The sequence below is a fragment of the Bradyrhizobium sp. BR13661 genome, from assembly GCF_029892425.1.
Taxonomy (GTDB): domain Bacteria; phylum Pseudomonadota; class Alphaproteobacteria; order Rhizobiales; family Xanthobacteraceae; genus Bradyrhizobium.
The window spans coordinates 1-16,293 of record NZ_JARXWB010000015.1; the positions used below are offsets into that span (position 1 = coordinate 1).

Below are 16,293 nucleotides of genomic sequence, written 5' to 3' on the forward strand. Positions count from 1 at the left end.
CGGGGGGGGTCCCGCCCCGGCGGGGGGGGGGGGGGGGGTGGGGGCGGCGTTTTTCTCACACCACTTTTGGGTCGCGGCCCGCGCCCCCCCCCCCCCCCCCCCCCCCCCCCCCCCCCACACCGAGACTATGATTGGCGGATTCGCTCACAGCGGCCACCGCAGCATTCCCAAAACAGCTTGAGGCCATGCATGGCGCGCTTGCTTCCCGCCTTGCTCTCCTCGCAAGGCCAAGGCTAACGTCCCGCACCCTTGATCGACCGGACTTGCATTGATGACACGTATCGCCGTCGGCGGCTTCCTGCACGAGACCAATACCTTCGCTCCGACGAAGGCGACGTTCGCAGACTTTCAGCATGGCGGCGGCTGGCCGGCGATGACGCAAGGGCCTGACGTGCTCAAGGTGATGCGGCGCATCAATGTCGGCCTCGCCGGCTTTGTCGACAGCGCCGAAGCCAACGGCTGGGAACTCGTTCCGACCATCGCCTGCGGCGCAAGCCCGTCGGCGCATGTCACGGAGGATGCCTTCGAGCGCATCGTGAAGGTGATGGTCGACGGCATCAAAGAAGCCGGCCCGCTCGATGCCGTCTATCTCGACCTGCATGGCGCGATGGTCACCGAGCATCTCGATGACGGCGAAGGCGAGATCCTGGCGCGGGTGCGCCGCGTCATCGGCAAGGATGTTCCGCTGGTCGCGAGCCTTGACCTGCACGCCAACGTCACTTCAGCAATGATGGACCACGCGGATGCGCTGATCGCCTATCGCACCTATCCGCATGTCGACATGGCCGACACCGGCCGTACCTCGGCCAAGCACCTCGCGCTGCTGCTGAACACGAAGCAACGCTTCGCAAAGTCTTTCCGGCAATTGCCGTTCCTGATCGCGATCAGCTGGCAATGCACCAACGACTTCCCGACCAAAGGCATCTACGAACAGCTCGCTGCGCTGGAGAGCGATGCGGTTCCGACACTGTCCTTCGCACCCGGCTTCCCGGCCGCCGACTTCCACGACTGCGGGCCGAGCGTGTTCGCCTATGGCAAGACGCAAGGCGACGCCGATCGCGCGGCGGATGCGATCGTCAAGCTGATCGAAAGCCACGAAGATGATTTCGACGGCAAGATCTGGACGCCCGATGACGGCGTGCGTCACGCCATGGAACTGTCCAAGAGCGCGAGCAAGCCGATCATCATTGCCGATACCCAGGACAATCCCGGAGCCGGCGGCGATTCCGACACGACCGGCATGCTGCGCGCGCTGGTGCGTAACAAGGCGAGCGCGGCGACCGGCGTGATCTACGATCCCCAATCGGCCAAGGCCGCGCATGCGGCCGGCGTCGGAGCAACCGTCACGCTCTCGCTCGGCGGCAAATCAGGGATCGCCGGCGACGAGCCCTATACTGAGACCTTCGTCGTCGAGAAACTCTCCGACGGCCGCTTCATCGCGCCGGGCCCCTATTACGGCGGCCGCGAGATGGAGATGGGCCCGTCCGCAGCCTTGCGCATCGGCGACGTCCGAATCGTCGTCTCCTCGCACAAGGCGCAGCTCGCCGACCAGGCGATGTACCGCTATGTCGGGATCGAGCCGACCAAAGAAAAGATTCTGGTCAACAAGAGCTCGGTGCACTTCCGCGCCGATTTCGAGCCGATCGCAGAAAAGTTGATGATCTGCGCCGCACCCGGCGCGATGCCGGCCGACACCGCGTCACTGCCCTGGACGCGCCTGCGGCCGGGCATCCGCATCAAGCCGAACGGCCCCGTTTTCAATCCCCCCTCACGCTAACCGGACAGGACTTATGCCCACCATCGATCGCATCGACGGCTACGCCGACGAACTCACCGCCATCCGCCGCGACATCCATGCCCATCCCGAGATCGGCTTCGAGGAAGTGCGCACCTCCGGCATCGTTGCCGACAAGCTGACGAGCTGGGGCATCGAGGTGCATCGCGGTCTTGGCGGCACCGGCGTGATCGGCGTCATCAAGGGCAAGGGCTCGGGCAGCAAGCGCATCGGACTTCGCGCCGACATGGACGCGCTGCCGATGGAAGAGAACACCAATCTGAAATGGAGCTCCAAAATCCCCGGCCGCTTCCACGGCTGCGGACATGACGGCCACACCACCATGCTACTGGGCACCGCGCGCTACCTCGCCGAGACCCGGAATTTCGACGGCACCGTGCACCTGATCTTCCAGCCGGCCGAGGAAGGCCTCGGCGGCGCGCGCGCCATGATCAAGGACGGCCTGTTCGAAAAGTTTCCGTGCGACGAACTCTACGGCTTGCACAACGCGCCCGACCTCGACCTCGGCGAGATCGCGATCCTGCCCGGCCCTGCGATGGCCAGCGCCGACTTCTTCGACTTGCGCATCACCGGCTACGGCGCGCATGGCGCGATGCCCGAGCGCTCCAAGGACGCGGTGATCATCGCGACCACGCTGGCGCAGGCGATCCAGACCATCGTCAGCCGCAATGTCGAGCCGCTCCAGGCTGCTGTCGTGTCGATCACCCAGATCCATGCCGGCTCCGCCTACAACGTCATTCCCGGCGACGCCCATCTTTGCGGCACCATCCGCACCTTCTCGAAGGAAGTCCGCACCCTGGTCAGCGAGCGCATCCGCACCATCTGCGCCGGCATCGCGAGCGCCTATCAATGCGTGATCGACGTCGACATCCGCGACACCTTCAACGTGCTGGTCAACCAGGTCGAGCAGTCCAAGGTGGTCGAGGAGGTCGCGCGCACCATCGTCGACCCCGCCAAGGTGATCACCCGGACCCAGCCGAAGATGGGCAGCGAGGATTTCGCCGACATGCTGGAGACCATTCCCGGCGCCTATTTCTGGGTCGGTCATGACGGCTCGGTGCCGGTGCACAATCCCGGCTTCGTGCTCGACGACAAGATCCTGCCGATCGGCGCCAGCATGTTCGCCCGGATCGTCGAAACGCGCATGCCGGTCGGCTAGCGATGCAGAAAAAGAGCGTCGATGAGGCGGTCACCTCGCTGCACGATCTCTCCGCGGTCGATCTGATCGCGGGCTATCGCGCCAGGCAGTTCTCGCCGAGCGAGGTGCTGGAAGATTTGCTCACGCATGTCGCTGCGTGGGAGCCGCACCTGAAGGCGCTCTATGCGTTTGACCCTGACAGCGCGCGCGAGGCCGCAAAGGCCTCGACCGCGCGCTGGGACGGCGGCGAGCCATCGGGCCCGCTCGACGGCGTGCCTGTCACGGTGAAGGACAATATCGCGACCAAGGGCGTGCCGGTGCCGCTGGGCGCGGCCAGCGTCAAGCTGGTGCCGGCCGAGAAGGACGCGCCGCCCGCCGCGCGGCTGCGCGAGGCAGGCGCGATCATCTTCGCCAAGACCACCATGCCCGATTACGGCATGCTGTCCTCGGGTCTCTCCTCGTTCCATGCGCTCGCGCGCAATCCCTGGGACCTCTCCAAGAATCCCGGCGGCTCCAGCGCGGGTGCGGGCGCAGCTGCCGCGGCCGGCTATGGTCCGCTACATCTCGGCACGGACATTGGCGGTTCGGTGCGCCTCCCCGCCGGCTGGTGCGGGCTCGTCGGCCTGAAGCCGAGCTTCGGCCGCGTGCCGATCGATCCCACCTATGTCGGCCGCGTCGCAGGTCCCATGACCCGCACGGTCGATGATTGCGCGCTGATGATGAGCGTGATCGCCAAGCCCGACAGGCGCGATGGCATGAGCCTCCCCGCCGAGCCGCTCAACTGGAAGGGCCTGGAGAAATCTCCGCGCAAGCTGCGGATCGGCCTGATGCTCGACGCCGGCGTCGGCCTGCCCGCGGAAAAACAGGTCCGCGACGTCGCGGTGAAGGCTGCAAAGGCATTCGAATCCGCCGGCAGCGTCGTCACCGAGATCGACGGCATCCTCACGCGCGAGATGCTCGATGGTCTCGACAATTTCTGGCGCGCGCGGATGTGGGACGATCTGTCGAAGCTGACGCCGGCCGAACAGGCAAAGGTGCTGCCCTATATCTTCAAATGGGGGGTATCCGGTGCGAAGCTGTCCGGCGTCGACGTGATCCGCGGCTTCAACCAGACCATGGCGATCCGCGCGGCGGCGTCAAAACTGTTCTGCGAGCTCGACTATGTGATCTCGCCGACCGCGCCGAACGTGAACTATGCGGCGGAATGGGCCTCACCCACCAACGATCCGATGCGTCCGTTCGAGCACATCTGCTATACCGTGCCGTGGAATATGTCGGAGAACCCCGCCGTCTCCATCAATGGCGGCTACGATAGCTCGGGCTTTCCGATTGGTGTTCAGATCGTCGGCCGTCGCTTCGACGATATCGGCGTGCTTGGTCTCGCCAAGGCGTTCGAGGGCCTGCGCGGCGCGCAGAAGCCCTGGCCAAAGCCGCCCGCTCGTTAAGCGCGCATCTAGCGTCTCAGCACAAATCGTCATGCGCGGGCTCGACCCGCGCATCCATCCTCTTCAAAAAAGATGGATTGCCGGGTCAAGCCCGGCAATGACAGAATTGATTCAAGAATGACAAGGAAGGAAACCACATGGCGTATGAGACGATCAAATACGAGGTCGCCGAGCAGATCCTCACCATCACGCTGAACCGGCCCGACAAGCTCAACGCCTTCAACGCGCAGATGCAGGCCGAGCTGATCGACGCGTTCGATGCTGCCGACAAGGACGACAACGTCCGCGCCATCATCGTCACCGGTGCCGGCCGCGGTTTCTGCGCGGGCGCCGATCTCTCATCGGGCGCCGACACCTTCGATCGCGACGCGCGCCGCGGGCCGGTGAAGCGCCTTGCCGACGGCAAGGTCGATTACAGCGATCCGCAGGTGCGCGACGGCGGCGGCCAGGTCACCTTGCGCATTTTCAAATGCCTGAAGCCTGTGATCGCCGCAGTGAACGGTCCCGCTGTCGGCATCGGCGTCACCATGCAGCTGGCGATGGACATCCGTATTGCCTCGGACGCCGCGCGCTTCGGCTTCGTGTTCTCCCAGCGCGGCATCGTGCCGGAGGCGGCCTCGAGCTGGTTCCTGCCGCGCATCGTCGGCATCTCGCAGGCGCTGGAATGGTGCTATTCCGGCCGCGTCTTCCCCGCGCAGGAGGCGCTCGCCGGCCGCCTCGTCAGCAAGGTCGTGCCGCCAGATGACCTGCTGCCGACCGCCCGCGCGCTCGCGAAGGAATTCGCGGCCAAGACCGCCCCAGTATCGGTGGCGCTGATCCGCCAGATGATGTGGCGCATGATGGGCGCTGATGACCCGATGGAGGCCCACAAGGTCGACAGCCGCGGCATCTATGCCCGCGGCCGCTCGGAGGACGTTAGGGAAGGCGTGGTCTCGTTCCTGGAGAAGCGCCCGGCACAGTTCAAGAACAAGGTGTCCAGCGATATGCCGGATTATTTCCCGTGGTGGACGGAGCGGGAGTATAAGTGACGCGAAGCGTCATCCCGGGGCGATGCGAAGCATCGAACTACGGTGCGCACTTGCGCACCTGAGGATCTCGAGATTCCGGGTTCGCCCTTCGGGCGCCCCGGAATGACATTGGTGAGAACTACCGCATCACCAGCGCCACGCGCCCGATTGCCTTGCGATCGAGCAACAGCCGCATCGCCTTGGCAAAATCTTCCAGCGGCAGGCGATGCGAGATGTTCGGTCGCAACTTGCCCTCCTCCGCCCATGCGAGCAGCGCCTTCAGGCGGACCTCACCGAGCGCGGGGTTCTTCCGCACCGCCTCGCCCGCGCGCACACCGAGCACGCTGGCGCCCTTGATCAGCAGCAGGTTGGTCTTGGCCGAGCCGATGCCGCCTGTAAAACCGATCACCAAGAGGCGCGCGCCCCAGGCAATGCAGCGCATCGAGCTCTCGAACACCTCGCCGCCGACGGGATCGAAAACGACGTCGGCGCCGCGTCCATCGGTGATGCGCTTGACCGCGTCGCGAAACGGCTCGCGGTCGTAGCGCACGAGATGATCGGCGCCGCGCGATTTTGCGATCGCAAGCTTCTCGTCGCTGGAGGCCGTCGCAATCACTGTCGCCCCCAGCATCTTGCCGATCTCGACGGCCGCGAGGCCGACACCGCCGCCAGCACCGTGCACGAGCAGCACCTCGCCCGGTTCGACCCGACCGCGATCGATCAGCGCGTGATAGGCCGTGCCGTGGCCGGCGAGATAGGTCGCAGCCTCTGCATAGTCGAATGTCGAGGGCATCGGCGTGAGTTGCGCCGGCGTCACCACCGCTTCGTCCGTGAAAGCACCGTGGCGCATCTTGACGATGACCTTGTCGCCGACGGAAACGCCCTTCACCTCCGCACCAACTTCGGTGACATCGCCGGCAGCCTCCACGCCCGGCGTGAACGGCAGCTCGGGCTTGAGCTGATATTCGCCGGCCGCCATCAGCACGTCAGGAAAATTCAGCCCGGCGGCGCGGATCGCAACGCGCACCTCGCCCGGCTTCAGGGCGCGCGAGGGAAACTCTTCCAGCCGCAGCGTTTCTGGCGCGCCGAGCGCGCGGCAGACGACAGCCCGGACCATCAGGCCGCGCTCGCCTTGCTGCGCTTGAGCGCTTCGCGGATCAGCGGCAGGCGGTCGTTGCCAAAGTACATGTCGGTCTTGTTCACGAAGATCGTCGGCGAGCCGAAGCCACCGCGGGCCACGACTTCTTCCGTATTGGTCTTGAGCTGATCCTTGATCGCCTGCTCCGAGATGCCCGCAAAGAACTTCTGCTCGTCGATGCCGACCTTCTTGCAGATCTCGGCGAGCACCGCATCCTGCGAAATATCCTTGTCGTCACCCCAATAGGCCTCGAACACTGATGTCGCGAACGGCACCATGTCCTGACCGAGCCAGATGCAGCCGCGCATCGCCTTGACGCTGTTCACCGGAAACACCGTCGGCGGCATCTTGATCGATAGCCCCGCCGAGCGCGCCCAGTCCTGGAGGTCCTTCTTCATGTAGCGCGCCTTCAGCGGCACCGGCTTCTCGCGCTGGGCGTAGACGCTCGGGTTGACGGTGTTGAAGATGCCGCCGACCAGGATCGGTCGCCAGGTGATCTCGGCGCCGAGCTCTTTCGCCAGCGGCTGGATGTTGTGGAAGGCGAGATAGGTCCAGGGGCTGGAACAGTCGAAGAAGAATTCGATCATGGTGGTTCCTTGTGTCTGTCTGTCATTCCGGGATGCGCCGCAAGGCGCAGGCCCGGAATCCATTTCGCCTCTCGTTCTGCGGCCCGATGGATTCCGGGCTCGCGCTACGCGCGCCCCGGAATGACGGCCGTGGCCGTCACTTCCTTCCCAACACTTCCTTAGCCCGCTGTCCGAACATGATCTTGCGTGATTCCTCGTCGAACGGCTCTTTCACGAATTTTCCGATCGCAAGCCCCGCCTGCACCTGCGGCCTGGCGCGCACCTCGGCGTACCAGCGTTTGACGCTCGGATAGTCGTCGAGCGTAAAGCCCTGCGCCTTGTGGGTCATGATCCAGGGGAAGCAGGCGATGTCGGCAATGGAATAATCGCCGGCGACATAGGCGCCGGTCTTGGCGAGCTGACGGTCGAGCACGCCATAGAGCCGCGCCGCCTCGTCGCGGTAGCGCTCGATCGCGTAGGGAATCTTCTCCGCCGCATAGAGCGCGAAATGGCCGTGCTGGCCCAGCATCGGGCCGAGCCCCGCCATCTGCCACATCACCCATTGGATCGTGGTCGAGCGGCCCCGCAAGTCAGCCGAGAGAAAACGGCCGGTCTTCTCCGCCAGATAGATCAGAATCGCGCCGGTCTCGAACACCGAAAACGGCGGGCCGCCGTCGGCAGGCTCGTGATCGACGATCGCGGGAATGCGGTTGTTGGGCGAGATCGCCAGAAACTCAGGCGCAAACTGTTCGCCGGCGCGGATGTTGACGGGCTTCACGGTGTAGGGAAGCCCCAGCTCCTCCAGCATGATCGAGATTTTCCAGCCGTTCGGCGTCGGCGCGTAATGGAGGTCGATCATCGCCTTCCCTGCCGTCGCCGCTGGAATAGAGGGCGACTTTTGTTGTTCTGTACCTCGACGTTAAGACATGGCAGACAGTGGCGCAATCACAACCCGCCGGGAGGGACCCATGCTGTTTCCAACCACGATCGCCGGCTCCTTGCCGAAGCCGGAATGGCTGGCCGAGCCCAACATGCTCTGGGCGCCCTGGAAGTCTGGAGGAGACGAGCTGCTGCGTGCCAAGCGCGACGCGACGCTGATCTGGCTGAAGATCCAGGAGGACGCCGGCATCGACATCGTCACCGAGGGCGAGCAGGCCCGGCAACATTTCGTGCACGGTTTTCTCGAGAAGATCGAGGGCATCGACTTCGCCCATAAGGTCGAGATGGGCATCCGGAAAGATCGCTACAAGGCGATGGTCCCGCAGGTGGTCGCGCCGCTGCGGCTGAAGGGGCGCGTCCACGATTTTGAGGCACGCGTCGCGCGCACGCACACGAAGAAGAAGCTGAAATTCACCCTGCCCGGCCCGATGACCATCATCGACACCATTGCGGACCGTTACTATGGCGACCGCGTCAAGATGGCCTTCGCCTTCGCCGAGCTTTTGAACGAAGAAGCCAAGGCGTTGCAGGCCGACGGCGTCGATCTCGTGCAATTCGATGAGCCGGCTTTCAACGTCTACATGGACGAGGTCAACGACTGGGGCATCAAGGCGCTGGAGCGCGCGGCACAAGGCCTCACCTGCACCACTGCCGTCCACATCTGCTACGGCTACGGCATCAAGGCCAACACCGACTGGAAGGAGACGCTCGGCGCGCAGTGGCGCCAGTATGAGCAGATTTTTCCGACAATCGATGCCAGCCCGATCCAGCAGGTTGCGATCGAATGCCGCAATTCGAAGGTCCCGCTCGATCTGCTCGCGCTCTTGAAGAACAAGATCGTGCAGGCCGGTGTGATCGACGTCGCCAGCGACACGGTCGAAACCGCCGAGGACGTCGTGAAGGCGATCGACGCGGTGTCGAAATTCGTGCCCAAGAGCAATATCATCGCCACCACCAATTGCGGCATGGCGCCGATGCGCCGCGAGATCGCCGAAGCCAAGCTGATGGCGCTCGGCGCCGGCGCCGCGCTGGCGCGCGAGAAGCTGGGGTGATGACGAGGATTCGACGCTAGGCCTGCGCCTGCGCGGAGGGGTGCAGCACCGGCCGATAACCGGCATGCAGCGTGCGGAGTGTCGACGGCGGCGTGAGCAGCATTGCGTCGTTGGGGACCTGTTCCGCAGCAGTGTATCCCGCCGGCGACCACTTCAGCGCGCTGCCCTGCGTGAGAAGGTAGCTCTCCTCGCCCTGCTGCAGCATCGCGCCATCGGGCAGCTGATCGAGCGGCACGAGCAGCAAGTGCAGCCGCTTCTTGCCGTGGTCGAGCCGCTCGTGGTGCAGCACGGTGTCGATATCGTGCATACGGACGTCGTGCACGCGGTTGCCCTTTTCCCAAGCGGCACGGAAGCGATTGGCATCGTCGCGGCGGCAGTAGAAGCAGGGACGATGGCCGGCGGCGAGCGCCGTCGCCTCATCGAGAAAGAACAGCTCGGTCCAGCTTTGCTGCGCCATCACCTCGCGGCGACGGCCGCGGAATTCGCAGGTGCAGGTGAGCCACGCCGGCGACGACCAGCGCTTCTTCAGCAGCGTCTTCGTCGCGGGATCGTGGATGATGCCGCGATTGCCCGTGAACATCCCGCGATGGGAGGTGGCGATGATCTCGCCGGTCGGAGTGACGCGGTTTTGCAGCGGGCGAGTGACGAATAGCGAATTGCGAGTGGAGGAATCGCTACTTGCCATTCGCTACTCGCCACTCGCTTTCGCTCACGCCGCGCCGTCGCGGAGCGGCGGGTGGTAGGACAGCGCGGTGTCCCAGGGGAAGAAGATCCACGTATCCTGCGACACTTCCGTGATGAAGGTGTCGACCAGCGGACGGCCCTTCGGCTTGGCGTAGACGGTGGCGAAATGCGCATCGGGCAGCATCTCGCGCACCAGCTTGCCGGTCTTGCCGGTGTCGACGAGATCGTCGACGATCAGGAGCCCTTTGCCGGTGCCGCCGCCGAGCTTCATGGCCTGTTCAGAAATGCCCTTCAGGACCTGGAGCTCGCCCTGCTTGTCATGGTCGTAGCTGGCGATGCAGACCGTATCGATCACGCGCAAGCCGAGCTCGCGCGCCACGATCGCGGCCGGCACCAGGCCGCCGCGGGTGATCGCGATCACAGCGTGAAATGGACCGACCTCGTTGAGCCGCCAGGTCAGCGCCCGGCAATCCCGGTGGAACTGGTCCCACGACACCGGAAAGGGCCTGCCCGCCCGCTCCTGCGCGCTCAGTTCCGGTGCATCACCAGCCATCGTCGTCTCCTGCATTCGTCTTGCCGGCAGCTCCATTTGCTACCGGGTGATGTTCAATCCCGCCAGCATTTCCTTCACCGCTGCCATCGCGGCTGCGAGCTTATCCGCATCGCGCGAGCGCACCACCAGATTGGTGTTCGGCTTCGAGTCCTCGTCCATGAACGGATAGCTGCCGATGATGGTGTCGGGGTGCGCGGCGGCGATCGCCCGCAAGGGACTGCCGATGTCACCTTCCCGCGCGTTGGCGCGGACCGATTCGGACAGCATGCGCACGCCCGACTTCAGCTTGGGCGAGACGATGTCCATCATCGCCTGCATGATCGAGGGCACACCGGCCATGACGATGACATTGCCGATCTTGAAGCCGGGGGCAAGGATGGTCGCGCTCTGGATCAACTCGGCGCCATCGGGGATTCGCGCCATGCGCAGGCGCGCCTCGTTGAGGTCCTGCCCGCTCCAGCGCTCCTTGAAGCGCGCGACCACCTCGGGGTGATGGTCGATGCCGACGCCGAACGCCTTGGCAACGCTGTCCGCGGTGATGTCGTCATGGGTCGGCCCGATGCCGCCGGTGGTGAACACATAAGCATAGCGATGCCGCAGTGCATCCAACGCGGCGATGATGTCGGCCTCGTCGTCGGAGACGACCCGCACTTCCTTCAGGTCGATGCCGATATTGGTCAGGTATTCGGCGATGAAGCCGATATTCTTGTCCTTGGTCCGGCCGGACAGGATTTCATCCCCGATGACCAGAATGCCTGCCGTGACGATCTCGCTCATACCTTAAGTCCCTCACCTCTGGTCCCGACTTTGCCGAGGTAACGCGTTGAAGTCACGTGGTTTTGCTGCCGAAATAAGCAGTCCTCAGCCATTTTTTCAGGCAAGCCTCCGGCTGTCCCCGGCAAATGCCCCTTCTCAATGCTTATAGCGCTGGCCCGGCCCTTGCTACCTCCTCAAAGTCATGCACTCTTGCCGCATGGCCAGGACGTTGCGGTCTTCACCAAGGCCTGACGACCTGTCCATTGGCGCAACGCCTTGCGGAGACAAGTCGGGATCTATGGCAGTCGCGTTTGACGAAATGAATATTCCCGGCGGGGACCTTCGCCCCGCCTACCAGGAGCTGGCGCGCTGGCTCAAGGAGACGCCTCCCGAGGCGCTCGAATATCGCCGCCAGGAGGCCGAGCTCCTGTTCCGCCGCATCGGCATTACCTTTGCGGTTTATGGAGACTCCGAATCCACCGAGCGCCTGATCCCGTTCGACGTGATCCCGCGGATCATCTCGGGCAAGGAATGGACCCTGCTGGAAAAGGGGCTGAAGCAGCGCGTCAAGGCGCTGAACATGTTCCTGCGCGACATCTATCACGGCCGCGACATTCTTCGCGCCGAGATCGTGCCTGACGATCTGATCTTCCAGAACCCGGTCTTCCGTCCCGAGATGAATGGCCAGCAGGTGCCGCACGACGTCTACGTGCACATCGCCGGCATCGATATCATCAGGGTCGATGCCAACGACTTCATCGTGCTGGAGGACAATGCGCGCACGCCATCCGGCGTGTCCTACATGCTGGAAAACCGCGAAATCATGATGCGGCTATTTCCGGATCTGTTCGCCCGCCACAGGGTGGCTCCGGTCGAGCGCTATCCGGACGAACTGCTGTCGGCGCTTCGCTCGGTCGCGCCGCAGAGCGCCTCGGGCGAGCCGACCGTCGCCCTGCTCACACCGGGCGTCTACAACTCCGCCTATTACGAGCACTCCTTCCTCGCCGACAAGCTCGGCATCGAGCTCGTCGAGGGTCGCGACCTCATCGTCAAGAACAACGAAGTGTTCATGCGCACGACGGAAGGGGTGAAGCGGGTCGACGTGATCTATCGCCGCGTCGACGACGATTTTCTCGATCCCCTCACCTTCCGGCCCGACTCGGCGCTCGGCGTGCCCGGGCTGATGTCGGCCTATGCCGCCGGCAACATCACGCTCGCCAACGCCGTCGGCACCGGCATCGCCGATGACAAGGCGATCTACTCCTACATGCCGGAGATCGTGAAATTCTACCTCGGCGAGGAGCCGATCCTGAAGAACGTGCAGACCTGGCGCTGCCGCGAGCCGAAGGATCTGGCTTATGTGCTCGACCATCTCGGCGATCTCGTCGTCAAGGAAGTCCACGGCTCCGGCGGCTACGGCATGCTGATCGGCCCCGCTGCGACCAAGGCCACCATCGAAGCCTTCCGCGAGAAGCTCAAGCGCGAGCCGGAAGGTTTCATCGCACAGCCGACGCTGGCGCTCTCGACCTGCCCGACCTGCACGGCTTCAGGCTTGGCCCCACGCCATGTCGATCTTCGCCCCTTCGTGCTCACCGGCAGCAAGACGACGACCATCGTGCCGGGCGGGCTGACGCGTGTTGCCCTGAAGGAAGGCTCGCTCGTGGTGAATTCAAGCCAGGGCGGCGGCACCAAAGACACCTGGATTTTGGACGAGTAGAGAGATGCTGTCGCGTACCGCCGAAAACCTCTACTGGCTCGCCCGCTACGTCGAACGGGCCGAATATCTCGCGCGCACTATCGATGCGACGCTGCGCGTCACCGCGCTTCCCGCCACCTATATCGGCAAGACCAATGAATGGGACTCGGCGCTGCTCACCGCAGGCGTCGCCGAAAGCTTCTATCAGACCCACGAGGAAGCCAACGAGCACAACGTCGTCGATTACCTCTCGTTCGCGGCCGACAACCCGTCCTCGATCCGGAATTGCATCGAGGCGGCACGGCTGAACTCGCGCTCGGTGCGCACAGCATTGACCAGCGAGATGTGGGACACCATCAACTCGGCCTGGATCGAGCTCCAGGCGGTCTGGAGCAAGGGCACCTCGACGCGCGAGGACCTCGCAAAGTTCCTACGTTTCGTGCAGGAAACCTCGCTGCGCTTCGACGGCTCGGCCTACCGGACCATGCTGCGCAACGACGCCTACTGGTTCTCGCGCCTCGGCCTGCATCTCGAGCGCGCCGACAACACCGCGCGCATCCTCGACGTGAAGTATCACGTGCTGCTGCCCGAGGAAGAGCATGTCGGCGGTCCGCTCGACTTCTATCAGTGGAGCTCGATCCTGCGCTCGGTGTCGGCGCTGACAGCCTATCACTGGGTCTACCGCGAAACGCTGAAGCCGTGGCTGGTGGCGGATTTGCTGATCCTCAACGGCACGCTGCCGCGCTCGCTGGCGAGCTGTTACGACAACCTCGTGCGCAATCTCGACCAGATCGGCGTCGCCTATGGCCGCCAGGGCCCGGCCCAGCGCCACGCCCGCGGCATCCGCAACCGGCTGGAACACAGCAACATGAACGACATTTTCCAGCACGGCGTGCATGAATTCATTCAGGAATTCATCGCTGACAATTCCAGGCTGGGCGAAATCATCACGAAGCAGTATTTGATCTGATACACGCAGTCGTTCCGGAGCGTCCGGAACGACGGAATCAAAACACCATGCGCCTGCGAATCCAGCACACGACGACCTATCGCTACGAGCCGGCGGCGACGAGCGTGATCCAGATCCTGCGCATGACGCCGTGCAGCCACGACGGGCAATATGTGGCGGAATGGCAGATCGACGTCTCGACCGACACCAAGCTCGACATGCACGAAGACGCCTTCGGCAATGTCACCCATGTGCTGTCCTGCGGCCCCGTCAGCGATATCAAGATCACCACCGAAGGGCTGATCGAGACGCACGATACCGGCGGCGTGCTCCGCGGCGCCGATGAGCGCTTTCCCGCCGACATGTTCCTGCGCACCACCGACCTCACGACCGTCAATCCGGCGATGACGGCGGTCGCACGTCAGTTGCGCAGCGAGGCCGAGAGCGACACGCTCGGCTTCCTGCATACGCTGATGAGCGAGATCAGCGATCACATGACCTTCGACGAGGACCCGACCAACAGCGGCACGTCGGCCTCTGAGGCGTTCACACTCAAGCGCGGCGTCTGCCAGGACTACGCGCACATCTTCATCGCCTGCGCCCGCACCGGCGGCGTGCCGGCGCGCTTCGTCTCCGGCCATTTTCTGCGCTCCGACGGCACCGTGCATCAGGACGCAGGCCACGCCTGGGCTGAAGCCTATGTCCCCGATCTCGGCTGGGTCGGCTTCGATCCCGCCAACAGCATCTGCACGACCGATGCCCATGTCCGCGTGGCGATCGGGCTCGACTATCTCGGCGCAGCGCCCGTGCGCGGCACCCGCTATGGCGGCGGCTCGGAGACGCTGACGGTTGCCGTGAAGGTCGAACAGGCCGGCCGCGGCGGACAGTCGCAATCACAATCGCAGCGACAGAGCTGATCGGCTCACCGCCCCCTGGGAAACGGGGGTTGGACCGGCCCCCAAAATTGGTTAGTACTTCCGCGCAAACGCGTTCGGGGACTGGAAATGACCTATTGCTGCGGAATCCTGGTTCGGGACGGTCTGGTGATGATCGCCGATACTCGCACCAATGCCGGCCTCGACAACGTCTCGACCTTCCGCAAGCTGCACATCTTCTCCAAGCCCGGCGACCGCATCATGGCGATTGCCAGCGCCGGCAATCTTGCCATCAGCCAGTCGGTGCTCTCCACCCTCACCGAGGGCCTGGAGGATCCGAACACGGGCGAGATCGAGACGCTGATGAACGCGCCGACCATGTTCCAGGCCGCCCAGCGCATCGGCCGGGCGATCCGGGCGGTGCATGCGACCGAGGGCCCGGCGCTGAAGTCGGAGGATGTGTCCTTTGACGTCTCCTTCCTGTTCGGCGGCCAGATCAAGGGCGCGCGCATGCGCCTGTTCATGGTCTACACCGCCGGCAATTTCATCGAGTGCACGACCGACACGCCCTACCTGCAGATCGGCGAGCACAAATACGGCAAGCCAGTGCTCGACCGTGCCATGCATTACGACGTCGAACTCTACGAGGCGCTGAAGACCGGGCTGATCTCGATGGACTCGACGATGCGCTCGAACCTCGGCGTCGGCCTTCCCATCGACGTGCTGGTGGTGCGCTCGGACGCCTGCGATGCCGACCTCAACCACCGCATCGAGGCGGGCGAGCCCTATTTCCACGATCTGCGCTCGCGCTGGTCGGCGGCCTTGCGCGCCGCGCATCAGAACATTCCGCGGCCGCCCTACAAGAACGATAAAGAACCAAAAACCTGACAACTCAAAGAAAAGGCAGGAAACGATGAGTGAAGCAAAAAAGATCGCAGTGGTGACGGGCGCCGGCACGGGGGTCGGACGCGCCGCGGCACTGGCGCTGATGAACACCGGCTTCACCGTGGTGCTCGCAGGCCGCCGGCTCGACATGCTCGAAGAGACCGCCAAGCTCGGCCCCGCCGGCAAGAGCCTGTGCGTCACTGCCGACATGACCAAGCCGGACTCCATCGCCGCGCTGTTCGACAAGGTGAAGGCGACCTATGGCCGGCTCGACGTGCTCTTCAACAATGCCGGCATGGGCGCGCCCGCGGTCAACTTCGAGGACCTCAGCCTCGAGCAGTGGCAGGCGGTGGTGAACACCAACCTCACCGGCCCGTTCCTGTGCACCCAGCACGCCTTCCGCATCATGAAGGACCAGAGCCCGCGCGGCGGCCGCATCATCAACAACGGCTCGATCTCGGCGCACGCGCCGCGGCCGTTCTCGGCGGCCTACACCTCGACCAAGCACGCCATCACCGGCCTGACCAAGGCCAGCAACCTCGACGGCCGCATGTACGACATCGCGGTCGGCCAGGTCGATATCGGCAATGCGGCGACGCCAATGACCGACCGGATGGTCAACGGCCCCGGCGTGCTGCAGCCCGACGGCACCACCAAGCACGAGCCGCGCATGGATGCGAAGGCCGTCGGCGATGCGGTGGCCTACATGGCCGGCCTGCCGCTCGATGCCAACGTGCTGACGATGACTGTCATGGCGACGAAGATGCCGTTCGTCGGACGCGGCTGAGCGGAAAACTGCGAAAACAACCCCATGC

The 16,293-nt window shown here is 64.4% G+C and carries 16 protein-coding genes; 10 read left to right on the plus strand and 6 right to left on the minus strand.

What is annotated here, in order from left to right:
• The first annotated feature begins 271 nt into the window (after window positions 1-271).
• The 4 genes from M2427_RS23425 to M2427_RS23440 all read left to right on the plus strand — a co-directional run bounded on the left by M2427_RS23425 (window position 272) and on the right by M2427_RS23440 (window position 5,406).
• Window positions 272-1,777, plus strand: coding sequence for a M81 family metallopeptidase (locus tag M2427_RS23425; RefSeq protein ID WP_280709083.1), 1,506 nt, complete (start codon window positions 272-274; stop codon window positions 1,775-1,777).
• A 13-nt stretch (window positions 1,778-1,790) separates the two neighbouring features.
• Entirely contained in the window at window positions 1,791-2,954 is a 1,164-nt protein-coding gene (locus tag M2427_RS23430; RefSeq protein ID WP_280709084.1) for a M20 aminoacylase family protein, read from the plus strand.
• Between the two features lie 2 nt (window positions 2,955-2,956).
• A complete protein-coding gene (locus M2427_RS23435; protein WP_280709085.1) occupies window positions 2,957-4,378 on the plus strand; it encodes an amidase in 1,422 nt (473 codons plus the stop codon).
• Window positions 4,379-4,515: 137 nt separating this feature from the next.
• Window positions 4,516-5,406, plus strand: a complete 891-nt coding sequence (locus M2427_RS23440) for a crotonase/enoyl-CoA hydratase family protein (RefSeq protein WP_280709086.1) — start codon at window positions 4,516-4,518, stop codon at window positions 5,404-5,406.
• Between the two features lie 118 nt (window positions 5,407-5,524).
• On the opposite strand, the gene M2427_RS23445 is transcribed toward M2427_RS23440, so the two are convergent.
• The 3 genes from M2427_RS23445 to M2427_RS23455 form a co-directional block, all read right to left on the minus strand.
• Window positions 5,525-6,502: an NADPH:quinone oxidoreductase family protein gene (locus M2427_RS23445; protein WP_280709087.1), complete on the minus strand. Its 978-nt coding sequence runs from the start codon at window positions 6,500-6,502 to the stop codon at window positions 5,525-5,527.
• Window positions 6,502-7,110, minus strand: a complete 609-nt coding sequence (locus M2427_RS23450) for a 2-hydroxychromene-2-carboxylate isomerase (RefSeq protein WP_280709088.1) — start codon at window positions 7,108-7,110, stop codon at window positions 6,502-6,504. The genes M2427_RS23445 and M2427_RS23450 overlap by 1 nt, the downstream gene beginning before the upstream one ends.
• 136 nt (window positions 7,111-7,246) lie before the next feature.
• Window positions 7,247-7,948, minus strand: a complete 702-nt coding sequence (locus M2427_RS23455; RefSeq protein WP_280709089.1) for a glutathione S-transferase N-terminal domain-containing protein — start codon at window positions 7,946-7,948, stop codon at window positions 7,247-7,249.
• Between the two features lie 109 nt (window positions 7,949-8,057).
• On the opposite strand from M2427_RS23455, the gene M2427_RS23460 reads away from it, so the two are divergent.
• Entirely contained in the window at window positions 8,058-9,080 is a 1,023-nt protein-coding gene (locus M2427_RS23460) for a methionine synthase (protein WP_280709090.1), read from the plus strand.
• 16 nt (window positions 9,081-9,096) lie between these two features.
• On the opposite strand, the gene M2427_RS23465 is transcribed toward M2427_RS23460, so the two are convergent.
• From M2427_RS23465 to M2427_RS23475, 3 genes are read right to left on the minus strand one after another with little or no spacing between them, the layout of a single operon-like run.
• On the minus strand, window positions 9,097-9,765 hold the full coding sequence (locus tag M2427_RS23465; RefSeq protein ID WP_280709092.1) for a hypothetical protein: 669 nt from the start codon (window positions 9,763-9,765) through the stop codon (window positions 9,097-9,099).
• 24 nt (window positions 9,766-9,789) lie between these two features.
• Window positions 9,790-10,317, minus strand: coding sequence for a xanthine phosphoribosyltransferase (gene gpt / locus M2427_RS23470; protein ID WP_280709093.1), 528 nt, complete (start codon window positions 10,315-10,317; stop codon window positions 9,790-9,792).
• A gap of 39 nt (window positions 10,318-10,356) precedes the next feature.
• Entirely contained in the window at window positions 10,357-11,094 is a 738-nt protein-coding gene (locus M2427_RS23475) for a molybdopterin-binding protein (RefSeq protein WP_280709094.1), read from the minus strand.
• A gap of 277 nt (window positions 11,095-11,371) precedes the next feature.
• Here M2427_RS23475 and M2427_RS23480 point away from each other — a divergent pair, with 277 nt between their 5' ends.
• From M2427_RS23480 to M2427_RS23500, 5 genes are all read left to right on the plus strand, one after another.
• A complete protein-coding gene (locus tag M2427_RS23480; RefSeq protein ID WP_280709096.1) occupies window positions 11,372-12,790 on the plus strand; it encodes a circularly permuted type 2 ATP-grasp protein in 1,419 nt (472 codons plus the stop codon).
• Between the two features lie 4 nt (window positions 12,791-12,794).
• Window positions 12,795-13,739, plus strand: coding sequence for an alpha-E domain-containing protein (locus M2427_RS23485; protein ID WP_280709097.1), 945 nt, complete (start codon window positions 12,795-12,797; stop codon window positions 13,737-13,739).
• 47 nt (window positions 13,740-13,786) lie between these two features.
• A complete protein-coding gene (locus M2427_RS23490) occupies window positions 13,787-14,635 on the plus strand; it encodes a transglutaminase family protein (protein ID WP_280709099.1) in 849 nt (282 codons plus the stop codon).
• 87 nt (window positions 14,636-14,722) lie between these two features.
• Entirely contained in the window at window positions 14,723-15,481 is a 759-nt protein-coding gene (locus tag M2427_RS23495; RefSeq protein WP_280709100.1) for a proteasome-type protease, read from the plus strand.
• A gap of 25 nt (window positions 15,482-15,506) precedes the next feature.
• Complete coding sequence (locus tag M2427_RS23500; protein ID WP_280709101.1) at window positions 15,507-16,265, plus strand: SDR family oxidoreductase; 759 nt, start codon at window positions 15,507-15,509, stop codon at window positions 16,263-16,265.
• Window positions 16,266-16,293 lie beyond the last annotated feature (28 nt).